The organism is Treponema saccharophilum DSM 2985 (assembly GCF_000255555.1).
GTDB classification, from domain to species: domain Bacteria; phylum Spirochaetota; class Spirochaetia; order Treponematales; family Treponemataceae; genus Treponema_D; species Treponema_D saccharophilum.
This window is the reverse complement of the sequence record NZ_AGRW01000049.1, coordinates 89802-107925: the sequence shown is the minus strand read 5'-3', so window position 1 is coordinate 107925 and position 18124 is coordinate 89802. Positions and strand designations below refer to the sequence as shown.

The following is an 18124-nucleotide window of genomic DNA, read 5'->3' as shown; positions in this document are numbered from 1 at the left end:
TGTCCTGAAAATTTATTTGATATCACCGTGAGATTTATTGAGAGGAATTTATGGAAAAGGAAAGGAGAATAAACATAATCGTTTTCGGTATTTTCGGCGTGCTTCTGATTGCGGGTCTTCTCTTCTTTTTCGTCCATGTTTACGAGACTGACAAATTCAACGCGCGCCGTCGCATCGTCGGCGAGGGGGAGCGCGCCGAATGCACGGTGCAGCTCTATCCGCGCGGCGGGCTTGCCGATTCCTGGGACAAGCGCGACATCGAGTTCATGGGCGAAATCGTCACGTTCACCGGCTCGACGTACGACTGCACCGTCATGAATTTCAGCGACGCGGAGCTTACGGAATGGAAGCTCCGGATAAACATCAAGAAGGAATGCTACATCAACAACTCGTGGTGCGGCACGGTCGAAATCCACCAGCACCGGAAAACGTACCCGGAGGAAATCGTCCAGGAGCTCGACCTTCGGAACTACAGCGAAAGCGAAATCAGGCTTGAGCATTTTTATGTCGCGGAGGATTTGTACATTTCCCTCTCCGACGGCGACTACATAATATACAATCCGTCTGAGGTTTCCGGGGAACTTCCCGTCAGGGCGTTCGGGAATGAGGCGGGGAAGACGACGGTAGGGTTCATCTTTTACCACAAGAAGGGCGAGCGGCTCGATTTTTCCTGCTCGATGTTTTACCGGCTCACGAGAAGCTGCCTTCAGGGGACGCGGCCGAAGCTTCTCCTCGCCGCGTTCGCTCTTTGGCTTGTCCTCCTCGTGATACGGGTGACGTTCGTCCTCACCTTCTCGAACCTGAAGCGCGATACGAATTCCGTCATCCGCGCCGTGTCGGGAATCTACACGATTCTCTACAAGGCGAACCTTGAGAACGACACGTTCCAGGAAATCCGCGCGAGCGACGTGCTCCACGAATTCTTCGGGAAGCACACGAGCATCCGGGAGGCGCTTGACGGGATTCCTGAAGAATTCTACATCCCGGAGAACATGCGGGAGGTCAGGGAATTCTTCGACATCGACACGATGAAGGAGCGGCTGCGGGATACCGACAACTGCAGCGCCGATTTCAAGTCGCGCGATTTGTACGGGCCGGGAACGGGGCGCTGGTTCCGCTCGAGCCTGATTGTCTGCAAGCGGAACGGCAGGAACGAGCCTGTCGAGGTGATTTGCGGCACGCGGGACGTCGATTCGGAGGTGCGCGAGCACGAGGAGCACAAGATGATGCTCGAACGGTTCGCGACGGAGCTGAGCGACGAGGTCGCCAAGCAGACTGTCCACGTCCTCGAAATTCAGCGGAGGATAGTGTCGAGCCTCGGCGACATGATTGGCTCCCGCGACGGGAATACGGGCGGGCACGTGAAGCGGACGAGCGAGGTCATGAAAATCCTCGTTGACGAGATAATCCGCAGGAACAGGGCGGGGACGGGGAACCCTAAATTCAGCAGGATTTCAAAGAAAAAGGGCGAGGACATCATCCGCGCGGCCCCGATGCACGACCTCGGGAAGATTTTCATCGACACGAAGATTCTCTGCAAGCCAGGGAAACTCGACGCCGACGAGTACGCGATTATGAAGACGCACGCGGAGCACAGCGGCGAAATCGTGAACCTTGTCCTGCGCGACGTGGAGGAGGAGTCGTTCGTCGACACGGCGTTCAACATCGCACGGTACCACCACGAGCGATGGGACGGGCTTGGATACCCGGAAGGGAAGGACGGCGGCATGGTGGGCGAGGGAATCCCCGTCGAGGCGAGGATAATGTCCGTCGCGGACGTCTACGACGCGCTCGTCAGCAAACGGTGCTACAAGGAGCCGATGAGCTTCGAGATGGCGTGCCGGATTATGATTGACGGCATGGGCAAGCAGTTCGATCCTGATTTGGAGAATATTTTTGTCGCCTGCCTGAAAAAACTTGAGAAATATTATTCGGAGAACGCGGATTGAGAATCGTCACCGGACGTGCCGTCCGGCGACGGCGCTCAGACGTCTTTTGTGCTGTAGCACGGTTTTGGGTGGCCCGCGCACACGTCGTTCGAGAATTCCTCGAAAAACGACTTAGCGCTTTTCTTGTCCGCGAAATCCGCGAAGTCGAGCGTTTCCTTCTCGCCGAACACGAATTTCAGCGACTGGATTCCGTACGTTTCGTCAAGGTAGAAATACCTGACACGTTCGAGGTTGACGGCTTTTCCGTCTATCATTGTGTACATGTCCGCTCCTCCTCGCTCCATCCCCGGAAATGCGTTTTGCCTCCGGGAATGGAGCGAGCCGCGCCTTTTACAGCTTCTTTGCGATTTCGTCGATGAATTCCCAAGAGTTGAGGACTTTCGACGCTTTCGGTTCCGCGATGCGCGCGAGGTCGCCCGTCATGACGCCGCTTTCGATTGTGTCGAGAGTCGCCTTCTCGAGTTTTTTCGCGAACGCGGCAAGCTCTGGCGTTCCGTCAAGCTCCGCCCGTTTTGCGAGCGCGCCCGTCCACGCGAAGATGAGGGCGACCGGGTTCGTGCTCGTCTTTTCTCCCGCCTGGTAGCGGTAGAAATGCTTCTGCACGGTGCCGTGGCTCGCCTCGTACTCGAATTCGCCGTTCGGGCTAACGAGGATTGACGTCATCATGGCGAGCGAACCGCATGCCGACGCAATCATGTCGCTCATCACGTCTCCGTCGTAGTTCTTGCACGCCCAGAGGAATCCGCCCTCGCTCTTCATCACGCGCGCAACGGCGTCGTCGATGAGCGTGTAGAAGTACTCGATTCCCGCCGCGTCGAACTTCGCCTTGAATTCTTCATCGAACACGCGCTGGAAAATCGCCTTGAAATTCCCGTCGTACGTCTTGGAGATGGTGTCCTTCGTTCCGAGCCAGACGCTTATTTTCTGGTCGAGCGCATACGAGAAGCAGCAGCGCGCGAAGCTTTCGATTGACGAGTCGAGGTTGTGGATTCCCTGGATGATTCCCGGCCCCTTCATCTCCTGTATCGTCTTCCTGATTTCCTTCCCGTCCGCGCCGGTGAAGACGAGCTCCGCCTTTCCGGGCTGGTCCGTCTTCAGCTCGCAGTTCTTGTAGACGTCTCCGTACGCGTGGCGCCCGAGGACAATCGGCTTCTTCCAGCTTGTGACCGAGCAGGCGATGTTCTTCACGAATATCGGCGCGCGGAAGACCGTTCCGTCAAGCTCCTCGCGGATGATTCCGTTCGGGCTTCTCGTGAGCTGCTTGAGGTTGTATTCCTTCATCCTCGCGGCGTTGCTCGTTATGGTGGCGCACTTCACGCCGACCTTGAGCCTTTTTATCGCGGCTGCCGAATCGTACGTGACCTTGTCGTCTGTATCGTCGCGGTTCTTGAGGCCGAGGTCGTAGTATTCGGTCTTGAGCTCCACGAACGGCTCAAGGAGCTTCTCCTTGATAACTGCCCAAAGCACGCGCGTCATTTCGTCGCCGTCGAGCTCGGCGATGGCGTTCTTCATCTGGATTTTTGCCATTGTCTTTCTCCAAAAAATAAGATTACCCGATTATAGATTTTCTCAATCCGTTGAACAACACGCGTTTTCCGCATTTTTTTCTCGTTCGGGCTGAAATCGTTTTTCCGCACGTTATGATTGTTAACGTTTTTTTCGGAATGCGGCGGGCATATGCTCTTCCTTTATATGTTTAAGGTTATATATTGATTATCTTAAGATTCTTATTGCCTTTCTGTATTAGAATCTTGAACTTGTAAAGGTGGATTTAGTCGTTTTTTCGTTGATTGCCCCGGGGCGTTTTTTGTGTCTCCGTGTTGCTGCTCCCCGGGAATTCGGGAGCCGGGTGGAGCCGGTTTCCTGAAAAATATAGTTTCTTTGTTAGGAGGAAAAATATGAGGATTTTGCTTGTTGAGGACGAGGAAGGAATGTCGCAGGCTCTCGTCGAGATTTTCAAGAAGAACAAGATTGGTGTCGATGCCGTTCTCAACGGTATCGACGGGCTTAAATATGCCGAGTCCGAGGGATACGATGCGATTATCCTCGACATCATGCTCCCCGGAATCGACGGAATCACGATTCTCAAGAAACTCCGCGAGGCGAAGAACAACGTTCCCGTCCTGCTCCTTACGGCGCGCGACGAGGTTTCCGACAAGGTCGCGGGGCTTGATGCCGGCGCCGACGATTACCTCACGAAGCCGTTCTCGACGGACGAGCTTCTCGCGCGCGTCCGCGCGCTTACGAGGCGCAAGGGCGAGATTAAGGACGATTCCATAACGTTCGGCGACCTCACGCTCAGCAAGAAGAACTGCGAGCTTCAGTCGAGCGAGGGAAAGGCGATAAAGCTCTCTCTCAAGGAATTCCAGATTCTTGACCTCCTTTTCGAGAATCCCCATCAGATAATCACGAAGGAGCAGATAATCAACAAGATTTGGGGAAACGACTCGAACGCCGAGTACAACAACGTCGAGGTCTACATTTCGTTCATCCGCAACAAGATTGAGAATCTGAAAGTGACCGTCAGAATCAGGACGGCGCGCGGAATAGGGTACTCGCTTGAGGATGAAACCAGATAGCAATGAGCGTAATTAAAAAGCTCCGCATTCAGATTATCGCCGTCATTGTTCTCGTGCAGATGATACTTGTGGCGGGAATTCTTCTGACAGTCGATTATTGCCTTGCCCGCCACGAGATAGTCCGGTCGCGGCATTATCTTGAGACCATCGCGGAGAATGGCGGGATTCCTCCGCTTCCCGACGGGCGCGTTCACAAGGGGAATTTCGTCTCCAAAAAGCCGTGGCTCGCGATCGGAAGCGACGATTCGTTTTTCCCGCTTCAGATTTCAGTGGACAAGGACGAGATGCGGAATTTCTTCTCCGTGAAAATCACGCCGGACGGTGTGATAGGGGATGTTATCAAGAATTATTCGTTCGATTTGATGCCGAGCGACATCTCGAAGTTCGTCGGGAAGGTGCTTGCCGAATGCCGGGCGCGCGGCGGCGGGTGCTATCCCGGAAAAACCGTCGAGGGGACGTTCGACGGAATCCTTTTCTATATGAAGGTGAACGATGACGGTTCGAGGATAATAAGCGCGATGAACAGGCGCGTCGAGATAATGATGCTGTATTATCTCGTCCGTTTTTCCGTCGTGGTGTTTGTCGCGAGCATGGTCGTGGCGACGGTGTTCGCGTTCTTCCTTTCCGGCTTCGTCATTCGGCCGACCCGCGTCGCGTTCGAGAAGCAGAAGGCGTTCATAGCTGATGCCGGCCATGAGCTCAAGACTCCGATTGCCGTCATCGGCGCGAACCTCGACGTGCTCGCGCCCGACATGCCGGGAAACCGCTGGCTTTCGTACATTCGGGAAGAGAACGAGCGCATGAGCCATCTCGTGAAGAACCTCCTTTATCTCGCCAAGGACGATGCTGGGCGCAACAAGATTAATTTCGCCGAATTCGATTTCACCGATGCGGTGAGGAATTCCGTCCTGCCGTTCGAAAGCACCGTTTTCGAGGAGAAGAAGCGTCTTGAGCTTGGAATCCGCGAGGGGTTGCGGTTCGTCGGGGACGAGCAGCAGATAAAGCAGGTCGTCGTCATCCTCGTCGACAACGCCGTGAAGAATTCGGAGGAGGGCTCGACCGTCAGGATTTCTGCCGTCGCGGAGAAGGACAAGATAATCCTTCGCGTCTTCAATACGGGACACGGCATAAAGAGCGAGGATTTGGACAAGATTTTCAGGCGTTTCTACCGTTCCGATTCTTCGCGCGCGCGGAAAACGGGCGGGTACGGTCTGGGACTTGCAATCGCGCGGACAATCGCCGCCGTCCATAAAGGAACGCTGACCGTCGACAGCAAATTCGGCGAGTGGGCAGAATTTACGCTTACGCTTCCGATGAAAAAAGGAAGGAAGAAATCCTTCTTCGGCAAATAATTTCCCGCCGGGGGAAATCCCCGCGCGTTTTCATGCAGGAATCTTCTATATATAAGAACGTTTTTCTGGGGCTGCGTTTTTTTTCGGAAACCGCTCTGCCCCGTTGCCCACAACTTGATTCATCTTTTATTGTCGTTCATTATTCTTGTGCCGTTCGGTGCTTTGCGTGCCGCGCGGCATAAAAAAACAGGGTAGGAAAAAAATGAAAGACATCAAAGACATCAGGGTTGCGTGCGTCGGGTGCGGTGTTATGGGCGGTGCGCTCGTGAGGGCAATGGCGAAAGTCGTCGGCGCGGACAGGATAACTGTCTCGGCCGCTTCTTATGGCGAGGCTTCTTCGTTCGCGGAGAAAACGGGCGTGCGCGCCGCGAAGACGAACGCCGACGCGGTTTCCGGTGCGGATTTCGTGTTCCTTGCGGTGAAGCCTGCGTACATACGGGACGTCCTTTCCGAAATACGCCCGTTCGTCAGGAAAGATGCCGTGTATGTCAGCATGGCGGCGGGGGTGACTCTCAAGACAATAGGCGAGCTTCGCGCCGTCCGGATTATGCCGAACATTCCCGCTACGGTCGGCGAGGGAATGGTCGCGCTGTGCAGCACGGAGGGCGTATCCTCCGATGACCTTTCCCTCGTGAAGACACTTCTTTCTGAAAGCGGGCGCGTCGACGAGATTCCCGAGAGGCTTATGGACGGCGTTACGGCTGTTTCCGGTTCCGGCCCCGCGTATGCTTTTCTTTTTATCGAGGCGCTTGCCGATGCCGCCGTCAGGTTCGGGATGCCGAGAAAGCAGGCGTACGTGTATGCCGCGCAGACGCTCAAGGGCGCCGCGGAGCTTTTCCTGAACGACGGCAGGAGCGTCAGCGAGCTTAAGGATGCCGTCTGCTCTCCTGCCGGGACGACGATTGAGGGAGTCATCGCGCTTGAGGAGTCCGGGTTCCGCGCGGCTGTCATCAACGCTGCGACCGCTGCGTTCGAGAAGTCGGTGGAGCTGGGGCAGAAATGACGCTTTCCGCGACGGATATTCGGTAAATAGCAGGTTGCTTTTGGAGCGGCGGGGTGGGCGCGCCTTTTCCGCCGCTTTCCGTTCGTTTTTCTCATTAAGCGCGCGCCGTGTTTCTCCTTGTTCCACAAAAAATCCGTTTTTGGTAGTATTTCCCGCATGATTGCAAGAAACACAGGATTTTCCAATTTGACGGCTGGCTATCTCTTTCCTGAGGTCGCCCGCAGACGCAGGGAGTATGCTGCGGCTCATCCCGCCGCTTCCATCATAAGCCTCGGAATAGGAAACACGACGGAGCCTCTTTCGCCGCATATCGCGAAGGCGATGAGCGACTATGCGCTCGGGCTTGCGACTCCCGAGGGGTATTCCGGCTACGGTGACGAGCAGGGCAACACTGCCCTCCGGGAGCGCATCGCCGAGGTGTTCTACAATGGCATCGCCGACGCGAGCGAGATTTTCGTCTCCGACGGCGCGAAATGCGACATCGCGCGCATCCAGACGCTTTTCGGGCGCGACGTTTCGGTCGCCGTTCAGGATCCGGCTTATCCGGTCTATGTCGATGGTTCCGTCGTTGTCGGAGCCGCCGGAGCCGCCAAATCTGACGGTTCGGGCTACGAGGGAATCACGTATCTTCCCTGCACGCCGGAAAACAATTTCTTCCCCGACCTCTCAAAAGTCGGAAAGAACACGCTCCTCTACATATGCTCGCCGAACAATCCGACAGGCGCGACTGCTACGCGCGGCCAGCTGAAAACCCTCGTGGATTTTGCGAACGCGAACGGGTGCATCATAATCTATGATGCCGCATATTTCGCTTTCATCAGGGACGAGAGCCTTCCGAAGTCGATTTTTGAAATCGAGGGCGCCCGCACCTGCGCAATCGAAGTCAATTCGTTCTCGAAGCCTGCGGGATTTACCGGCGTGCGCCTCGGATGGTCTGTCGTTCCCAACGAGCTGAAATTCGCCGACGGCTCGTCGGTCAACCGCGACTGGAACCGCGTCATGACGACGCTTTTCAACGGCGCCTCGAACATCGCCCAGGCAGGCGGCCTTGCCGCCCTCGACGAGCAGGGGCTCAAGGACATGAAGGATTCTGTCGATTACTATCTTGCGAACGGAAAACTCATCAAGGAAACGCTCGACGGCTCGAATTTCAAGGCGGCGGGAGTCGAGGCGTACTTTACGGGCAACGGTCCGTATGTCTGGGCAAAATTCCCCGGGCGGAAGTCCTGGGAGGTTTTCGACCTCATCCTCGACAAATGCAACGTCGTGACGACGCCGGGTTCCGGGTTCGGGCCTTCGGGCGAAAGCTTCATCCGCTTCAGCTCGTTCGGGCACAGAAAGGATGTTGAGGAAGCCTGCGCGCGGCTCTCGAAGCTCGTGCTCTAGCTCTTCCTGAAAAAAAAATGCGCGCCAGCCGTTTTCCGGTTTTGGCGCGCGTTTTTTTTGTCAAATCGACTTCTTGAATCCCACGGTGATTCCGCTCTCGCTGAATTTCGTGGCTTTTATCCTTGCCGTCGTCGTCATCGTCCCGCCCATCACGGGGAACGACACGAACGGCATCATCTTGATGGCAATGCAGTCGGAAAGCTCGCTTTTGTCGCCGAGGTCGCCGAGGTGCCGTCCTTCGAGGGTGAGCATCGTGTGCATCCCGAAGCGGATTCCCGCGGCTCCCGTCTCCCTCGATATGAACGTGATGTTCCCGCCGAGCGTGTCGCTCATTTCCATGTAAGTCAGCGGCGTGTATGCGAAAATCGGCGTTCCGTCCGACGACTCGACTATCTTTCCGAGCGTCGTTCCGGGGATGTTGAAGAACGTGAAGTGGATTCCGCTCCCGTTGAATTTGAATCTCGGCTCGACGAGGAGGAACACGTCCTTCATCTCTGTGTCCGCCAAATCGGACAGCGCCTCGACTTCCCTGTTGTAGAATCCGCCCTGCACGAAAAGCGACGTGGAATTCCTGTTCCCGATGATGAGCGTGATTCCGGAATGGACGTTCACCCTGTCTATGAGGAGGAACACTTTCTCGCCCGTCGAAAGCTCCCGCGTTATCGGGATTCCCATGCCGAACGCGAAGTCCATCGTCAGGTACTTCAGCGCCGTCGCGAACCTGAAATCAACGTTCGTCTGGGATGTCTCGTCCGACGTCTCGTCGTTCTTGTAAATGTACGCGCCCGCGGCCGCCGGAACGGAACTGAACCGTGCGTTGTACGATATGCCGCTTCCCTTGAGCGGGTAGATTGCGATTCCGTCGCTTCCCAGGTGGCTTTCCGTTATCGGGGAGGCGACGCCGTTTGTCCCGAGCATTCTCCTCAGATACGTGTCCGTCCCGACAGAATCCTCGTATCCCGAGAAGGCCGACAGGACGTGTGTCATTCCCGCCGCATGGAACGAGTAGTTCAGCGAGAGCTTGTTCATGCTCATGCCCGACGCGGTGTCCTCGAAAATTCCTCCGTCGAGTATGTCGTCCGTTTTGACCGCGATTTCCGCCCGCGCGAAAAGCTTGTCCGTCATGTTGACCTGCCCCGACACGAATCCGTTCATCGTCAGCGCGATTTTTCCCGAATTCTGGCTTTTGCAGAACGTTCCCGCAAGCCCTGTCTCGCAGTCGAACGAGAAATCCGCGTATGCGGGGAATGAAATGGCGGAGAGCGCCAGCGTTATCGCTGCAATGACTTTGTTCTTTTTGACTTCCATTTCAAAAGCTCCTGTTTTTGTGAGAAAAAAGTTAATGATTATAACAATTATCGACATCTTGTGCTGAGCCCGCTTCCCGAAAATATGGCTTTTCCGCTTGACTTTGAAAAAGTAACTGTTAAAATGTTCTGTATGAGTGATTATCTTGATGCAACAAACGAAGAGTTACTAAAAGACTACTTTTCTGAATCGGAACAGATGGTTGACAACCTCGAGAGCAACATCCTTGCAATCGAGCAGGATCCTAATAACCATGATGCCATCGACGAAATTTTCCGCGCGGCTCATACTCTCAAGGGAAACTCAGCTACTGTTGAATTTACTGAAATTTCTCATTTTGCTCACACGATGGAAGATCTTCTCGATGAGGTTCGTTCTGACCGCGTCAAGGTGACTGAAGATGTCGTGGATACACTCCTTACGGCACTTGACGTTATCAAGGCGATGCTCGAATCACGGACTAACGGAAGTATCTACGGTGAGAGCGTCGATGAGATATCGAACAAAATCCGCTCGATGATTCCGGACGGTTCCGGAAAATCGAAGGCGGCGCCGGCACCGTCGAAGCCTGCTGCCGCTCCGGCTCAGCAGAGCGCGCCTTCTTCTGCCTCAAGCGGGGAGATTGTCGTCGCCCTTTCGGAATACGAGCTTGCAGAATTGAAGCAGGGATGCACCGACGGTCAGAAGCTTTGGGCAGTCAATGTCGTATTCGACGAGAACAACCCGATGAATTCCGTCGGAGGAATCCAGATTTATGCGGCGCTCAAAAACCGCGGCACAATTCTGAAGACGGAGCCTGATTTCGAGGAGCTGTATGAGGATGAATTCCACCGGGAAGTCGTCTATTACATCGCTTCGTCGAACGATGCAAACCAGATTGAAGACACCGCGTTCATGGATGACGTTACGATAAGCGTCGACGCGAAATGCCTCGACAATGCGGTGTCAAAGGAGGTCGTCGGCGACAGAAATTACGCTGCCGAAACTCCTGCTCCCAAGCCGGCGCCTGCGCCTGCCGCGCAGAAACCTGCCGTCGAGCAGAAAGCGGAAGAGAAGCCAGCTGCACCGGCGGCAGGCGGAGAGCAGAAGGCTCCTGCGAAGGCTCCCGCAAAAGGTGCGCCCGCGAGCGGCCACGCGCAGCAGAGTTCAATCCTCCGCGTCGATTCGAAGAGAATCGATTATCTTCTGAACCTTATATCGGAAACGGTCATAACAAAAGCCGCGTTCAACCAGAGCGCAACCCATTTGGCTGACATGCTCGTGAATTTCCAGACCTTGGACGCATCGTTCAAGGAAAAAGTCAGGAAGATGTTCGAGCAGCTTCCGCAGTACCTCGATGAAATCCAGAACGGTGTGGCGGTCAAGGATATAAAGACGAATATCCTCAACGAGTTCGGCGACATCGCGAATTATTTCGATTCCTTCGAGACGAAATTCAAGGATTTGAATTCGAAGTTCCATTCGTCGACCCAGAACCTCGGCCGCATAGCGGGAGAGCTTCAGGAAGGCGTCATGAAAATCCGAATGGTTCCTATCAGCCAGATTTTCGACCGTTTCCCGCGCGTCGTCCGCGATTTGCAGCGTGATTTGGGAAAGAAAGTCACCTTGCAGATTGAAGGTGAGGAGACAGAACTCGACAAGACTGTCATCGATGATTTGATGGATCCGATTATGCACTGCGTCAGAAATTCCGTTGATCACGGAATAGAATCTCCTGAGAAGCGCCGTGCTGCCGGAAAGGACGAGACGGGTACTGTCCTTCTCAAGGCTGCCAATGAGGGCAACATGATTATCATCGACGTCATCGATGATGGTGGCGGAATCGATGTAGAGAAGGTAAAGGCGAAGGCTGTTTCCAAAGGCTTGATTCACCCGAACAAGGTGCTCAATGACCAGGAGGCGGCGCAACTCATCTTCATGCCGGGATTCTCGACGGCTGATAAGATTACGAATGTGTCTGGGCGCGGCGTCGGTCTCGATGTCGTCAAGACCATGATTGACAAGCTCAATGGTACCGTTAACGTAACGACGGAAAAGGGAAAGGGCTCGAAATTCAGCATCCGCCTTCCGTTGACATTGGCAATCATTCAGGGGCTTTTGGTGCGCGTCGGCAGGGAAGTGTATTCTATTCCTATCGCGTCCGTAATCGAGAGCGTCCGCGTGAAGAAGTCTGAGATAAATACGATTGACAACTATGAGGTTCTCAACGTCAGGAATGAGGTTGTCAGCGTGTTGCGGCTCAGCAGGTTGTTCAATATCCGGACGAAAGAAGAGGGCGAATATTGCTTCGTCGTAATCGTCGGCTCTCAGGAAAAGAAAATCGGCATAATGGTTGATAACCTGATTGGCGAGGAAGATGTCGTCATCAAGCCGTTGCGCGATCAGTTTACGCAGTCTCCTGGTATTGCAGGTGCTTCGATACTTGGCGACGGTTCTGTTTCCCTGATTATCGATGTTACGCAATTGCTGGAGCTCGGCGTCCGTCAGGAAATCGAGGCTCGTCAGGAAAACAGTTTGGCTGATTAACAGGAGAATAGTATGGCAGAAAATACCAAACCTTCAATCAATGCGGTTCTGAAGGAAAGTCTTGGAAATCTCCAAAGCCTTGCGGGACCTGATGCGGCCGGTGAGCTGGCTGACAACATAGCGACTATAATTGACTACAAGATGGTCACCTTTTCGCTTGCGGGAAAGGATTATGCGATAGACATCATGAAAGTAAAGGAAATCGCAAAGGCGGGAAGATTCACATATGTTCCCAACGCGCTTCCGTTCGTTCTTGGTGTCTATAACCTCCGCGGTGACATTATTCCTATCGTGGACTTGCGCCTGTTCTTCAACATAGAGGTGCCCGAGCGCGAGTACGATGCGATAGAGAATATGCTTATCGTCGTTATCGGCGACCAGACGTTCGGCGTCGTAGTTGATGATATCGATAAGGTTGTCGGAATAAAGAAGTCGACGATTAATCCGCCGCATCCCTTGTTCGGTGACATAAACATCAAGTACATACAGGGCGTCGTCGAGGTAAACAACAGGCTGTACGTTCTTCTTGACATCGAGAGGATTTTCGGCGCGAAGCAGGACGTTTCGGCAGAGGCTGAGGCTGCCGCAGCTCAGGTTGCGAACGGCGTATCGAAGATTGCCGTCCAGACGACACAGAAATCGGCGGCGCAGAAAGTCGCGGAGTCTAAAGCGGAAAGCGCCCAGCCCAAGTCGGAGCCGAAACCGGTGGAGAAGGAAGTCAAGAGGGAGAAGATTGATTATTCGTTTATAGTCAATGGTCTTTCTTCGATGAAAAAATTCATCGTCACGGGGCTTAACGAAAAATGGATGCAGGGACGTTATACTGATTGGGAGAATGAGAGGGGGAAGGACAAGACCCAGCTCCAGACTGCTTCCGATGCTGATGCGTTCTTGAAGACGTTCTTCTCTCCTTGTTCAGGAACATGGTGGAGCAAGGAGTACGCCGATTCCATCTACAAAGCGCTTCCGGATAATTCTGCCAAGCAGATTGTCGTTTGGAACCCTGGGTGCGGAAAAGGATATGAAACGTATTCGTTCGCGTGCCTTTTGAAAAAGAGATATCCAGATGCGAAGATAAAAATATATGCGCATGAGGTGGATTTGCTCAGCATATCCAACGCTCCGCTTCTGTCTGTTCCGGCAGATGTCGCTGGGGATTGGTATTCTCCGTATGTCACGAAAAAAGCCAACGGCGAATATACGTTCGCTCAGGATATTCGCGACAGCATCTTGTTTGAGTACCATGACTGCGCAAATACGAATGCTCTTCCGCCTGTGGATATCGTTTTTGCCCGCGATGTTCTATCATTCCTTTCTGCCGATGCGCAGAAGAGAATTGCCGCAGACTTTGCGGATAAGCTCAAAGGAAATGGAGTCGCGTTTGTCGGGCAGAACGAGGTTTTGGACAATATGGAAGGTTCAAAATGGAATGTTCGTACAGTTGGTTCTGTAACTGTTTTTGGTAAATAACATACAAAGGAGTTAAAACCCATGAGAGTAGAGTACATCAACCCGTTTGTAGAGACTTCATATCAGATTTTGAAGGAAGTTCTTGGAGGGGCGACGGTCACCCGTGGTGACTTGTATTTAAAATCTACAGCGATGCCTGTTATGGGTGTTGCTGCTTTCGTCGGATTGGCTGGCGATGTTGAAGGACGCGTTCTTTTCGATATGACGTTCGAAACTGCGTTGAACATCGCATCACAGATGAATGGTGAGAAGCTTGATAAGTTCGACGACTTGGCAAAGGCTACAATCAGCGAGCTTGCGAATCTCATCACCGCTCAGGCTGTGACGAAATTGCACGAGCTTGGGTTTAAGTTTGATTTGACTCCGCCGGCTTTGTTTGCTGGTGAGAAAATGGAAATCGCTGCGATGGGCGGAAACAATGCTAACAGCGTCGAGGCGTTGATTGTTCCTCTTATCACTGATTGTGGAAAAATTGAAGTAAACGTCGCAATTCGCGAACGCGTGTAATAAGGAGTGCCGAAATGAAAACAAAACAGGATTTCCCTTCAATCAATGAGCGTCCGCCGGAAGGTATAAATGCTGACGGAACAAAAATCCGTGTATTGGTTGTTGATGATTCCATGTTCGTTGCGAAGCAGCTTGGACAGATTCTTACAAGCGAAGGTTATGAAGTTGTCGCTACGGCTGTGGATGGGAAAGATGGTGTCGATAAGTACAAGGATTTGTGCCCGAACGTTGATTTGGTCACGATGGACATCACTATGCCTCGCATGGATGGAATCCAAGCCCTTGAGCAGATAATGGCATTCGACAAGAATGCCCGCGTCGTTATGGTCAGCGCTCTCGGAAAAGAGGAGCTTGTAAAGAAGTCTCTGATGCTCGGCGCGAAGAATTACATCGTAAAACCGCTCGACCGCAAGAAGGTTCTTGAGAGAATCGGTGCTGCGGTCAAGAGCTGATGCTGTTTTGACAAGGCTGTATCCGTAAAACGGGTTGGTTTCGCAGATTGTAGTGCCGATGGCGGAAAATCGTCTGAGCCTGTCGGCATGTCACTGTAAATCTTCATGGCCTAAAAAACGCCTTTAATCATGGAAAAAGACTCCCCTTTGATGTCCTACGGCTTCAAGGGGGAGTTGTTTTTTTACTCTACAAATAATCGTTTTTGATTTATAATCTACGCATGGCTAAATTGAATATAGCTCCGACGAAATCAAATCTTCTTTCGATAAAGGAGCAGCTCAGCGTCGCTGTTGACGGATACGACCTTCTTGAGCAGAAACGGGAAATTCTCGTCATGGAACTGATGCGCATGGTCGAGAAGGTGAAGTTGTTGGAACGGGACATCGACAATACGATAGGAAAAGCGTATCCCGCGTTGAAGAATATGCTCGTTACCGTGGGAAGCGACAGGGTTGAACGGATAGCCCATTCGGTGAAATACGATTACAACATGAAGGAAAAGTCGGTTCAGGCTGGCGGCATGACGTTCAATTCCATTGATGTTGAAATACCGAAGCAGCAGCTTTTTTATTCGTTCATGGGGACGTTTGCGGATTCGGACAAGGTTATGGTCGAATTCTTCAAGCTTCTGAATCTCCTGACGGAACTCGCCTCGATACGGACAATCGTGTGGCGGCTTGCGAACGAGGTCAAGAAGACTCAGCGGAGGGTGAACGCGCTGGACAAGATGATAATTCCCCAAACGGAGGAGACGAAGGTATATATCGAGAGCGTCCTTGAGGAACGCGACAGGGAAAATGTGTTCGTTCTGAAATCCCTGAAGAACAGAAAACGTGACGCTTGATTTTGCCGTGGTTTTCAGGAGGAAAAGATGATAAAGCCTCTTTTTCAAAAAATTGTTGTTGCCGTCAACGGTTCCGAGCAGTCGCTTCGGGCGGCGATGTACGGAATAATGATGGCAAAAATGTTCAAGTGCGAGCTTAAGGCCGTTTATGTTGTCGATACGGATACGCTTCGGCAGCTTGAGCTGTCAAAATTTTTCATTACCGAGGAAGTTTCGAGATACAGGGCGAACCTGAAGTCGGATGGCGAGCGGTATCTTTCGTATCTGAAGCGGCTTGCCGACGAGAAGAGCGTGAAGATTTCTGTCGAGCTGAAGGAAGGCGCCGTTTGGTCCGAGTTGATAAAATCAGCGGAAGAGTTTGATGCGGATTTGATAGTCCTTGGCGGAAAGACGAACGGGGCGAATTCGATGAGCAGCGTCCTCCGAAGGGACAAGGTTTCCGCCGCGAACAGCGAAATAATCGGAAGCTCGAAATGCAACGTGCTCGTCGTCAAGGATGCCGATGTCGAGAAGCTGTTCAAGCTTTTGTGACGTGATTGCCGAGCGTTAGAATCTTTCCGCACAGCTCCTGCGCCTCTGCCTCGTCATGCGTCACGAGAATTGCGGTCCTCCGTTCGCGTTCAATCGTTTCCTTTGCGAAGTCCATGACGCGTTTTTTCGTTTCCTTGTCCAGCGATTGGAATGCCTCGTCCATGAGAATCGTTTCCGAGGGGAACGCAAGCGCGCGCGCGATGGATACGCGCTGTTTTTCTCCGCCTGACATTTTTGTTGGGCGCTCGTTTTTTTTGTTTCCAAGACCCATCTTGTCGAGGATTTTTCCGGCTTTGTCGTAGGCGTCGCCGCTCTTCATCTCGTTCTTCAGAGGAAGCGCGACGTTTTCGAGAATTGAAATTCCGTCGATAAGCCGCGGCTCCTGAAAGATGAATGAGACTTTCCTTCCTGCGGCAATCTCCCTCTCGGCGATTTCGTTCAGCAATGTCGTCTTCCCGCTTCCGCTCGGCGCGAGTATTCCCGTCGTCGTTCCCGCCTCGAATTCGACCGAGAAATCGTCGAACAGTACGGTTCCGCCGAATTTTACGGTCAGGTGCGATACTGCTATTTTTTTTCCGACAAGCTCCATTTCAGAATTTTCTCCATTGCGAAGCTGATTGCGATGATGAGCAGCGAAATCGCCATGACTTCCTGCGATTCGAGGTGGACTTGCGCCGATGACAGGCGTGTCCCTACAGCATGTTTCGGCAGGCTCAGGACTTCCCCCGCGACGACGACTTTCCACGACATTCCGAACGATGCGACAAGCCCCGCCGACGCGAACGGGCGCAGCTTAGGAATCCAGATGAATTTCATCCGCTGCCACCGCGTGAGCCTGAAAACGCGCGCCATCTGCATCATTTTCCTGTCTTCTTCCGATTCCGTGAACCCGCTTGAGATTGCGGAGAACATGACGGGAACGGACATCAGCGCTGCGACCGCGACGGGTACGGACGAAGATTCCGCCATGAAAACGATTATGAGTATGAGCGAGACGACAGGCGTCGAGCGCAGGAGGGAGACGGGGAATTCGAGGAATTTCCTCACGGGGCGCGAGAGTCCCGATGCGATTCCGAGCGCCGTTCCTGCCGCGGCCGTTATCGAGAACGCTTTCGCGACGCGGACGAACGTGTATGCCTCATCACGCCAGAATGCCGGCTCTCCGCACATCGTGATGAGGCAGCGGAATACGGCGGTCGGCTCCGGAAGTATTAGCGGGGAGCAGATTGCCGCCGCCGCAATCTGCCACAAAATGAGTGCCGCGGCGACGGAAAGCAGGTGCGGCGCGCTTTCTTTTATCTTCAATAGTAGAATTTCTTGTCGGGGAGTTTCCCGCCGACTGATTCAGGGGCGTTTTCCAGAAAAACCGAAAGAATTTTCTCTATGTCCGCCCGCCCGTCCTTCGCCGTCTTCCATGTGAGCGCGGCGTTCGGTATCGCCTTCGCGGCGACAGCGGCCTTCAGCCCGAGAGAATGCTTCTCGACGAGCGCGCCGGCTTCCGAGGCGTTGCCGTTGCTCCACTGCAGCGCGTTCCGGAATTCCTCGATTACTTTCGCGATTTCTTTCTTGTGCTTTTTGGCGTATGAGGCGTTCGCGACGAGAAGCGTCATCGGAAAATCGGATTTGACCGCCGACTTGAATTCGTCGGAAATGTTTATCGCGCGCCTGAACGAGCCGTCCTTCGTTTCGATGACCGTCGCGAACGGCTCGGGGACAAGCGCGTAGTCGAATTTGCCCGCGATGAGGACGCCCGCTATCTCGGGGTTCGGCGTCGTGAAATCGAGGTTCGCGGAGACGGAATTCTTTTTCATGAGGAATTTCGCGACGTATTCTGGCGTCGCGCCTTGTCCCGCGCATGAAATCGTCTTCCCGTCCAAGTCCCGGAATGAAGAAACCGATTCGTCCTTCGTCATGAGGAATATGTTCCCGTTTCCGGTGATTCCGAGGCAGACGAGCGAGTTCTTGCTCGTGTTGTACACTTTTGCCGCGACGTTCGGCGGAAGGAACCCTACGTCGATTTCGCCTTTCAGCAGTTTCGGAAGCTCCGTCTGCGCTGACGCGAAAACCTCGAATTCGAAGGGAACCGTTCCCTCCGACGCTTTTTCCATGAGCGGCGCGCACGGGATTCCCGACGGTCCGTTGAGAACCCCGATTTTCTGCGCCGATGCAGAAGCCGCAAGCGAGAGTGCCGCGGCGATTGCGATGATTTTTCTCAT

At 53.5% G+C, this 18124-nt stretch carries 17 protein-coding genes; 11 read left to right on the top strand and 6 right to left on the bottom strand.

Features of this window, described 5'->3' with window-relative positions:
* The first annotated feature begins 50 nt into the window (after positions 1-50).
* The gene (locus TRESADRAFT_RS15200) at positions 51-1949 is read left to right on the top strand and encodes an HD-GYP domain-containing protein (protein WP_002704889.1); all 1899 of its coding nucleotides are present in this window, start codon (positions 51-53) and stop codon (positions 1947-1949) included.
* 35 nt (positions 1950-1984) lie between these two features.
* Here the strand turns inward: TRESADRAFT_RS15200 and TRESADRAFT_RS08795 are convergent, their stop codons facing one another.
* Both TRESADRAFT_RS08795 and TRESADRAFT_RS08790 read right to left on the bottom strand, forming a co-directional pair.
* Positions 1985-2212 (bottom strand): hypothetical protein, encoded by a 228-nt coding sequence (locus TRESADRAFT_RS08795; RefSeq protein WP_002704886.1) that lies wholly within the window; start codon positions 2210-2212, stop codon positions 1985-1987.
* 67 nt (positions 2213-2279) lie between these two features.
* Positions 2280-3476: an NADP-dependent isocitrate dehydrogenase gene (locus tag TRESADRAFT_RS08790; protein ID WP_002704883.1), complete on the bottom strand. Its 1197-nt coding sequence runs from the start codon at positions 3474-3476 to the stop codon at positions 2280-2282.
* 371 nt (positions 3477-3847) lie between these two features.
* On the opposite strand from TRESADRAFT_RS08790, the gene TRESADRAFT_RS08785 reads away from it, so the two are divergent.
* The 4 genes from TRESADRAFT_RS08785 to TRESADRAFT_RS08770 all read left to right on the top strand — a co-directional run bounded on the left by TRESADRAFT_RS08785 (position 3848) and on the right by TRESADRAFT_RS08770 (position 8269).
* Positions 3848-4528, top strand: a complete 681-nt coding sequence (locus TRESADRAFT_RS08785; RefSeq protein ID WP_002704881.1) for a response regulator transcription factor — start codon at positions 3848-3850, stop codon at positions 4526-4528.
* A gap of 2 nt (positions 4529-4530) precedes the next feature.
* Positions 4531-5880, top strand: coding sequence for a sensor histidine kinase (locus TRESADRAFT_RS15195; protein ID WP_002704878.1), 1350 nt, complete (start codon positions 4531-4533; stop codon positions 5878-5880).
* A gap of 202 nt (positions 5881-6082) precedes the next feature.
* Positions 6083-6883 (top strand): pyrroline-5-carboxylate reductase, encoded by an 801-nt coding sequence (gene proC / locus TRESADRAFT_RS08775; RefSeq protein WP_002704877.1) that lies wholly within the window; start codon positions 6083-6085, stop codon positions 6881-6883.
* A 156-nt stretch (positions 6884-7039) separates the two neighbouring features.
* Positions 7040-8269, top strand: coding sequence for an LL-diaminopimelate aminotransferase (locus tag TRESADRAFT_RS08770; RefSeq protein ID WP_002704875.1), 1230 nt, complete (start codon positions 7040-7042; stop codon positions 8267-8269).
* Between the two features lie 60 nt (positions 8270-8329).
* Here the strand turns inward: TRESADRAFT_RS08770 and TRESADRAFT_RS08765 are convergent, their stop codons facing one another.
* Positions 8330-9577 carry a hypothetical protein gene (locus TRESADRAFT_RS08765; protein WP_002704874.1) on the bottom strand — a complete coding sequence of 416 codons (1248 nt, stop codon included), beginning with the start codon at positions 9575-9577 and terminating at the stop codon, positions 8330-8332.
* 132 nt (positions 9578-9709) lie between these two features.
* Between TRESADRAFT_RS08765 and TRESADRAFT_RS08760 the strand changes: the two genes are divergently transcribed.
* The 6 genes from TRESADRAFT_RS08760 (at position 9710) to TRESADRAFT_RS08735 (ending at position 15908) form a co-directional block, all read left to right on the top strand.
* Complete coding sequence (locus TRESADRAFT_RS08760; protein ID WP_040842730.1) at positions 9710-12103, top strand: chemotaxis protein CheA; 2394 nt, start codon at positions 9710-9712, stop codon at positions 12101-12103.
* A 12-nt stretch (positions 12104-12115) separates the two neighbouring features.
* Positions 12116-13573, top strand: a complete 1458-nt coding sequence (locus TRESADRAFT_RS08755; protein ID WP_002704869.1) for a CheR family methyltransferase — start codon at positions 12116-12118, stop codon at positions 13571-13573.
* A gap of 21 nt (positions 13574-13594) precedes the next feature.
* Positions 13595-14080: a chemotaxis protein CheX gene (locus tag TRESADRAFT_RS08750; RefSeq protein ID WP_002704868.1), complete on the top strand. Its 486-nt coding sequence runs from the start codon at positions 13595-13597 to the stop codon at positions 14078-14080.
* Between the two features lie 14 nt (positions 14081-14094).
* Positions 14095-14532, top strand: coding sequence for a response regulator (locus tag TRESADRAFT_RS08745; protein WP_002704867.1), 438 nt, complete (start codon positions 14095-14097; stop codon positions 14530-14532).
* A 221-nt stretch (positions 14533-14753) separates the two neighbouring features.
* Positions 14754-15377 carry a V-type ATP synthase subunit D gene (locus tag TRESADRAFT_RS08740; protein WP_002704865.1) on the top strand — a complete coding sequence of 208 codons (624 nt, stop codon included), beginning with the start codon at positions 14754-14756 and terminating at the stop codon, positions 15375-15377.
* A 27-nt stretch (positions 15378-15404) separates the two neighbouring features.
* The gene (locus tag TRESADRAFT_RS08735; protein ID WP_002704862.1) at positions 15405-15908 is read left to right on the top strand and encodes a universal stress protein; all 504 of its coding nucleotides are present in this window, start codon (positions 15405-15407) and stop codon (positions 15906-15908) included.
* On the opposite strand, the gene TRESADRAFT_RS08730 is transcribed toward TRESADRAFT_RS08735, so the two are convergent.
* The 3 genes from TRESADRAFT_RS08730 to TRESADRAFT_RS08720 are packed head-to-tail and all read right to left on the bottom strand — an operon-like array spanning position 15895 to position 18124.
* A complete protein-coding gene (locus TRESADRAFT_RS08730; protein ID WP_002704861.1) occupies positions 15895-16497 on the bottom strand; it encodes an ATP-binding cassette domain-containing protein in 603 nt (200 codons plus the stop codon). The genes TRESADRAFT_RS08735 and TRESADRAFT_RS08730 overlap by 14 nt on opposite strands.
* On the bottom strand, positions 16473-17213 hold the full coding sequence (locus tag TRESADRAFT_RS08725) for an ABC transporter permease (RefSeq protein ID WP_002704859.1): 741 nt from the start codon (positions 17211-17213) through the stop codon (positions 16473-16475). Before TRESADRAFT_RS08725 ends, TRESADRAFT_RS08730 begins: the two co-directional genes overlap by 25 nt.
* The gene (locus tag TRESADRAFT_RS08720) at positions 17210-18124 is read right to left on the bottom strand and encodes an ABC transporter substrate-binding protein (RefSeq protein WP_002704857.1); all 915 of its coding nucleotides are present in this window, start codon (positions 18122-18124) and stop codon (positions 17210-17212) included. The genes TRESADRAFT_RS08725 and TRESADRAFT_RS08720 overlap by 4 nt, the downstream gene beginning before the upstream one ends.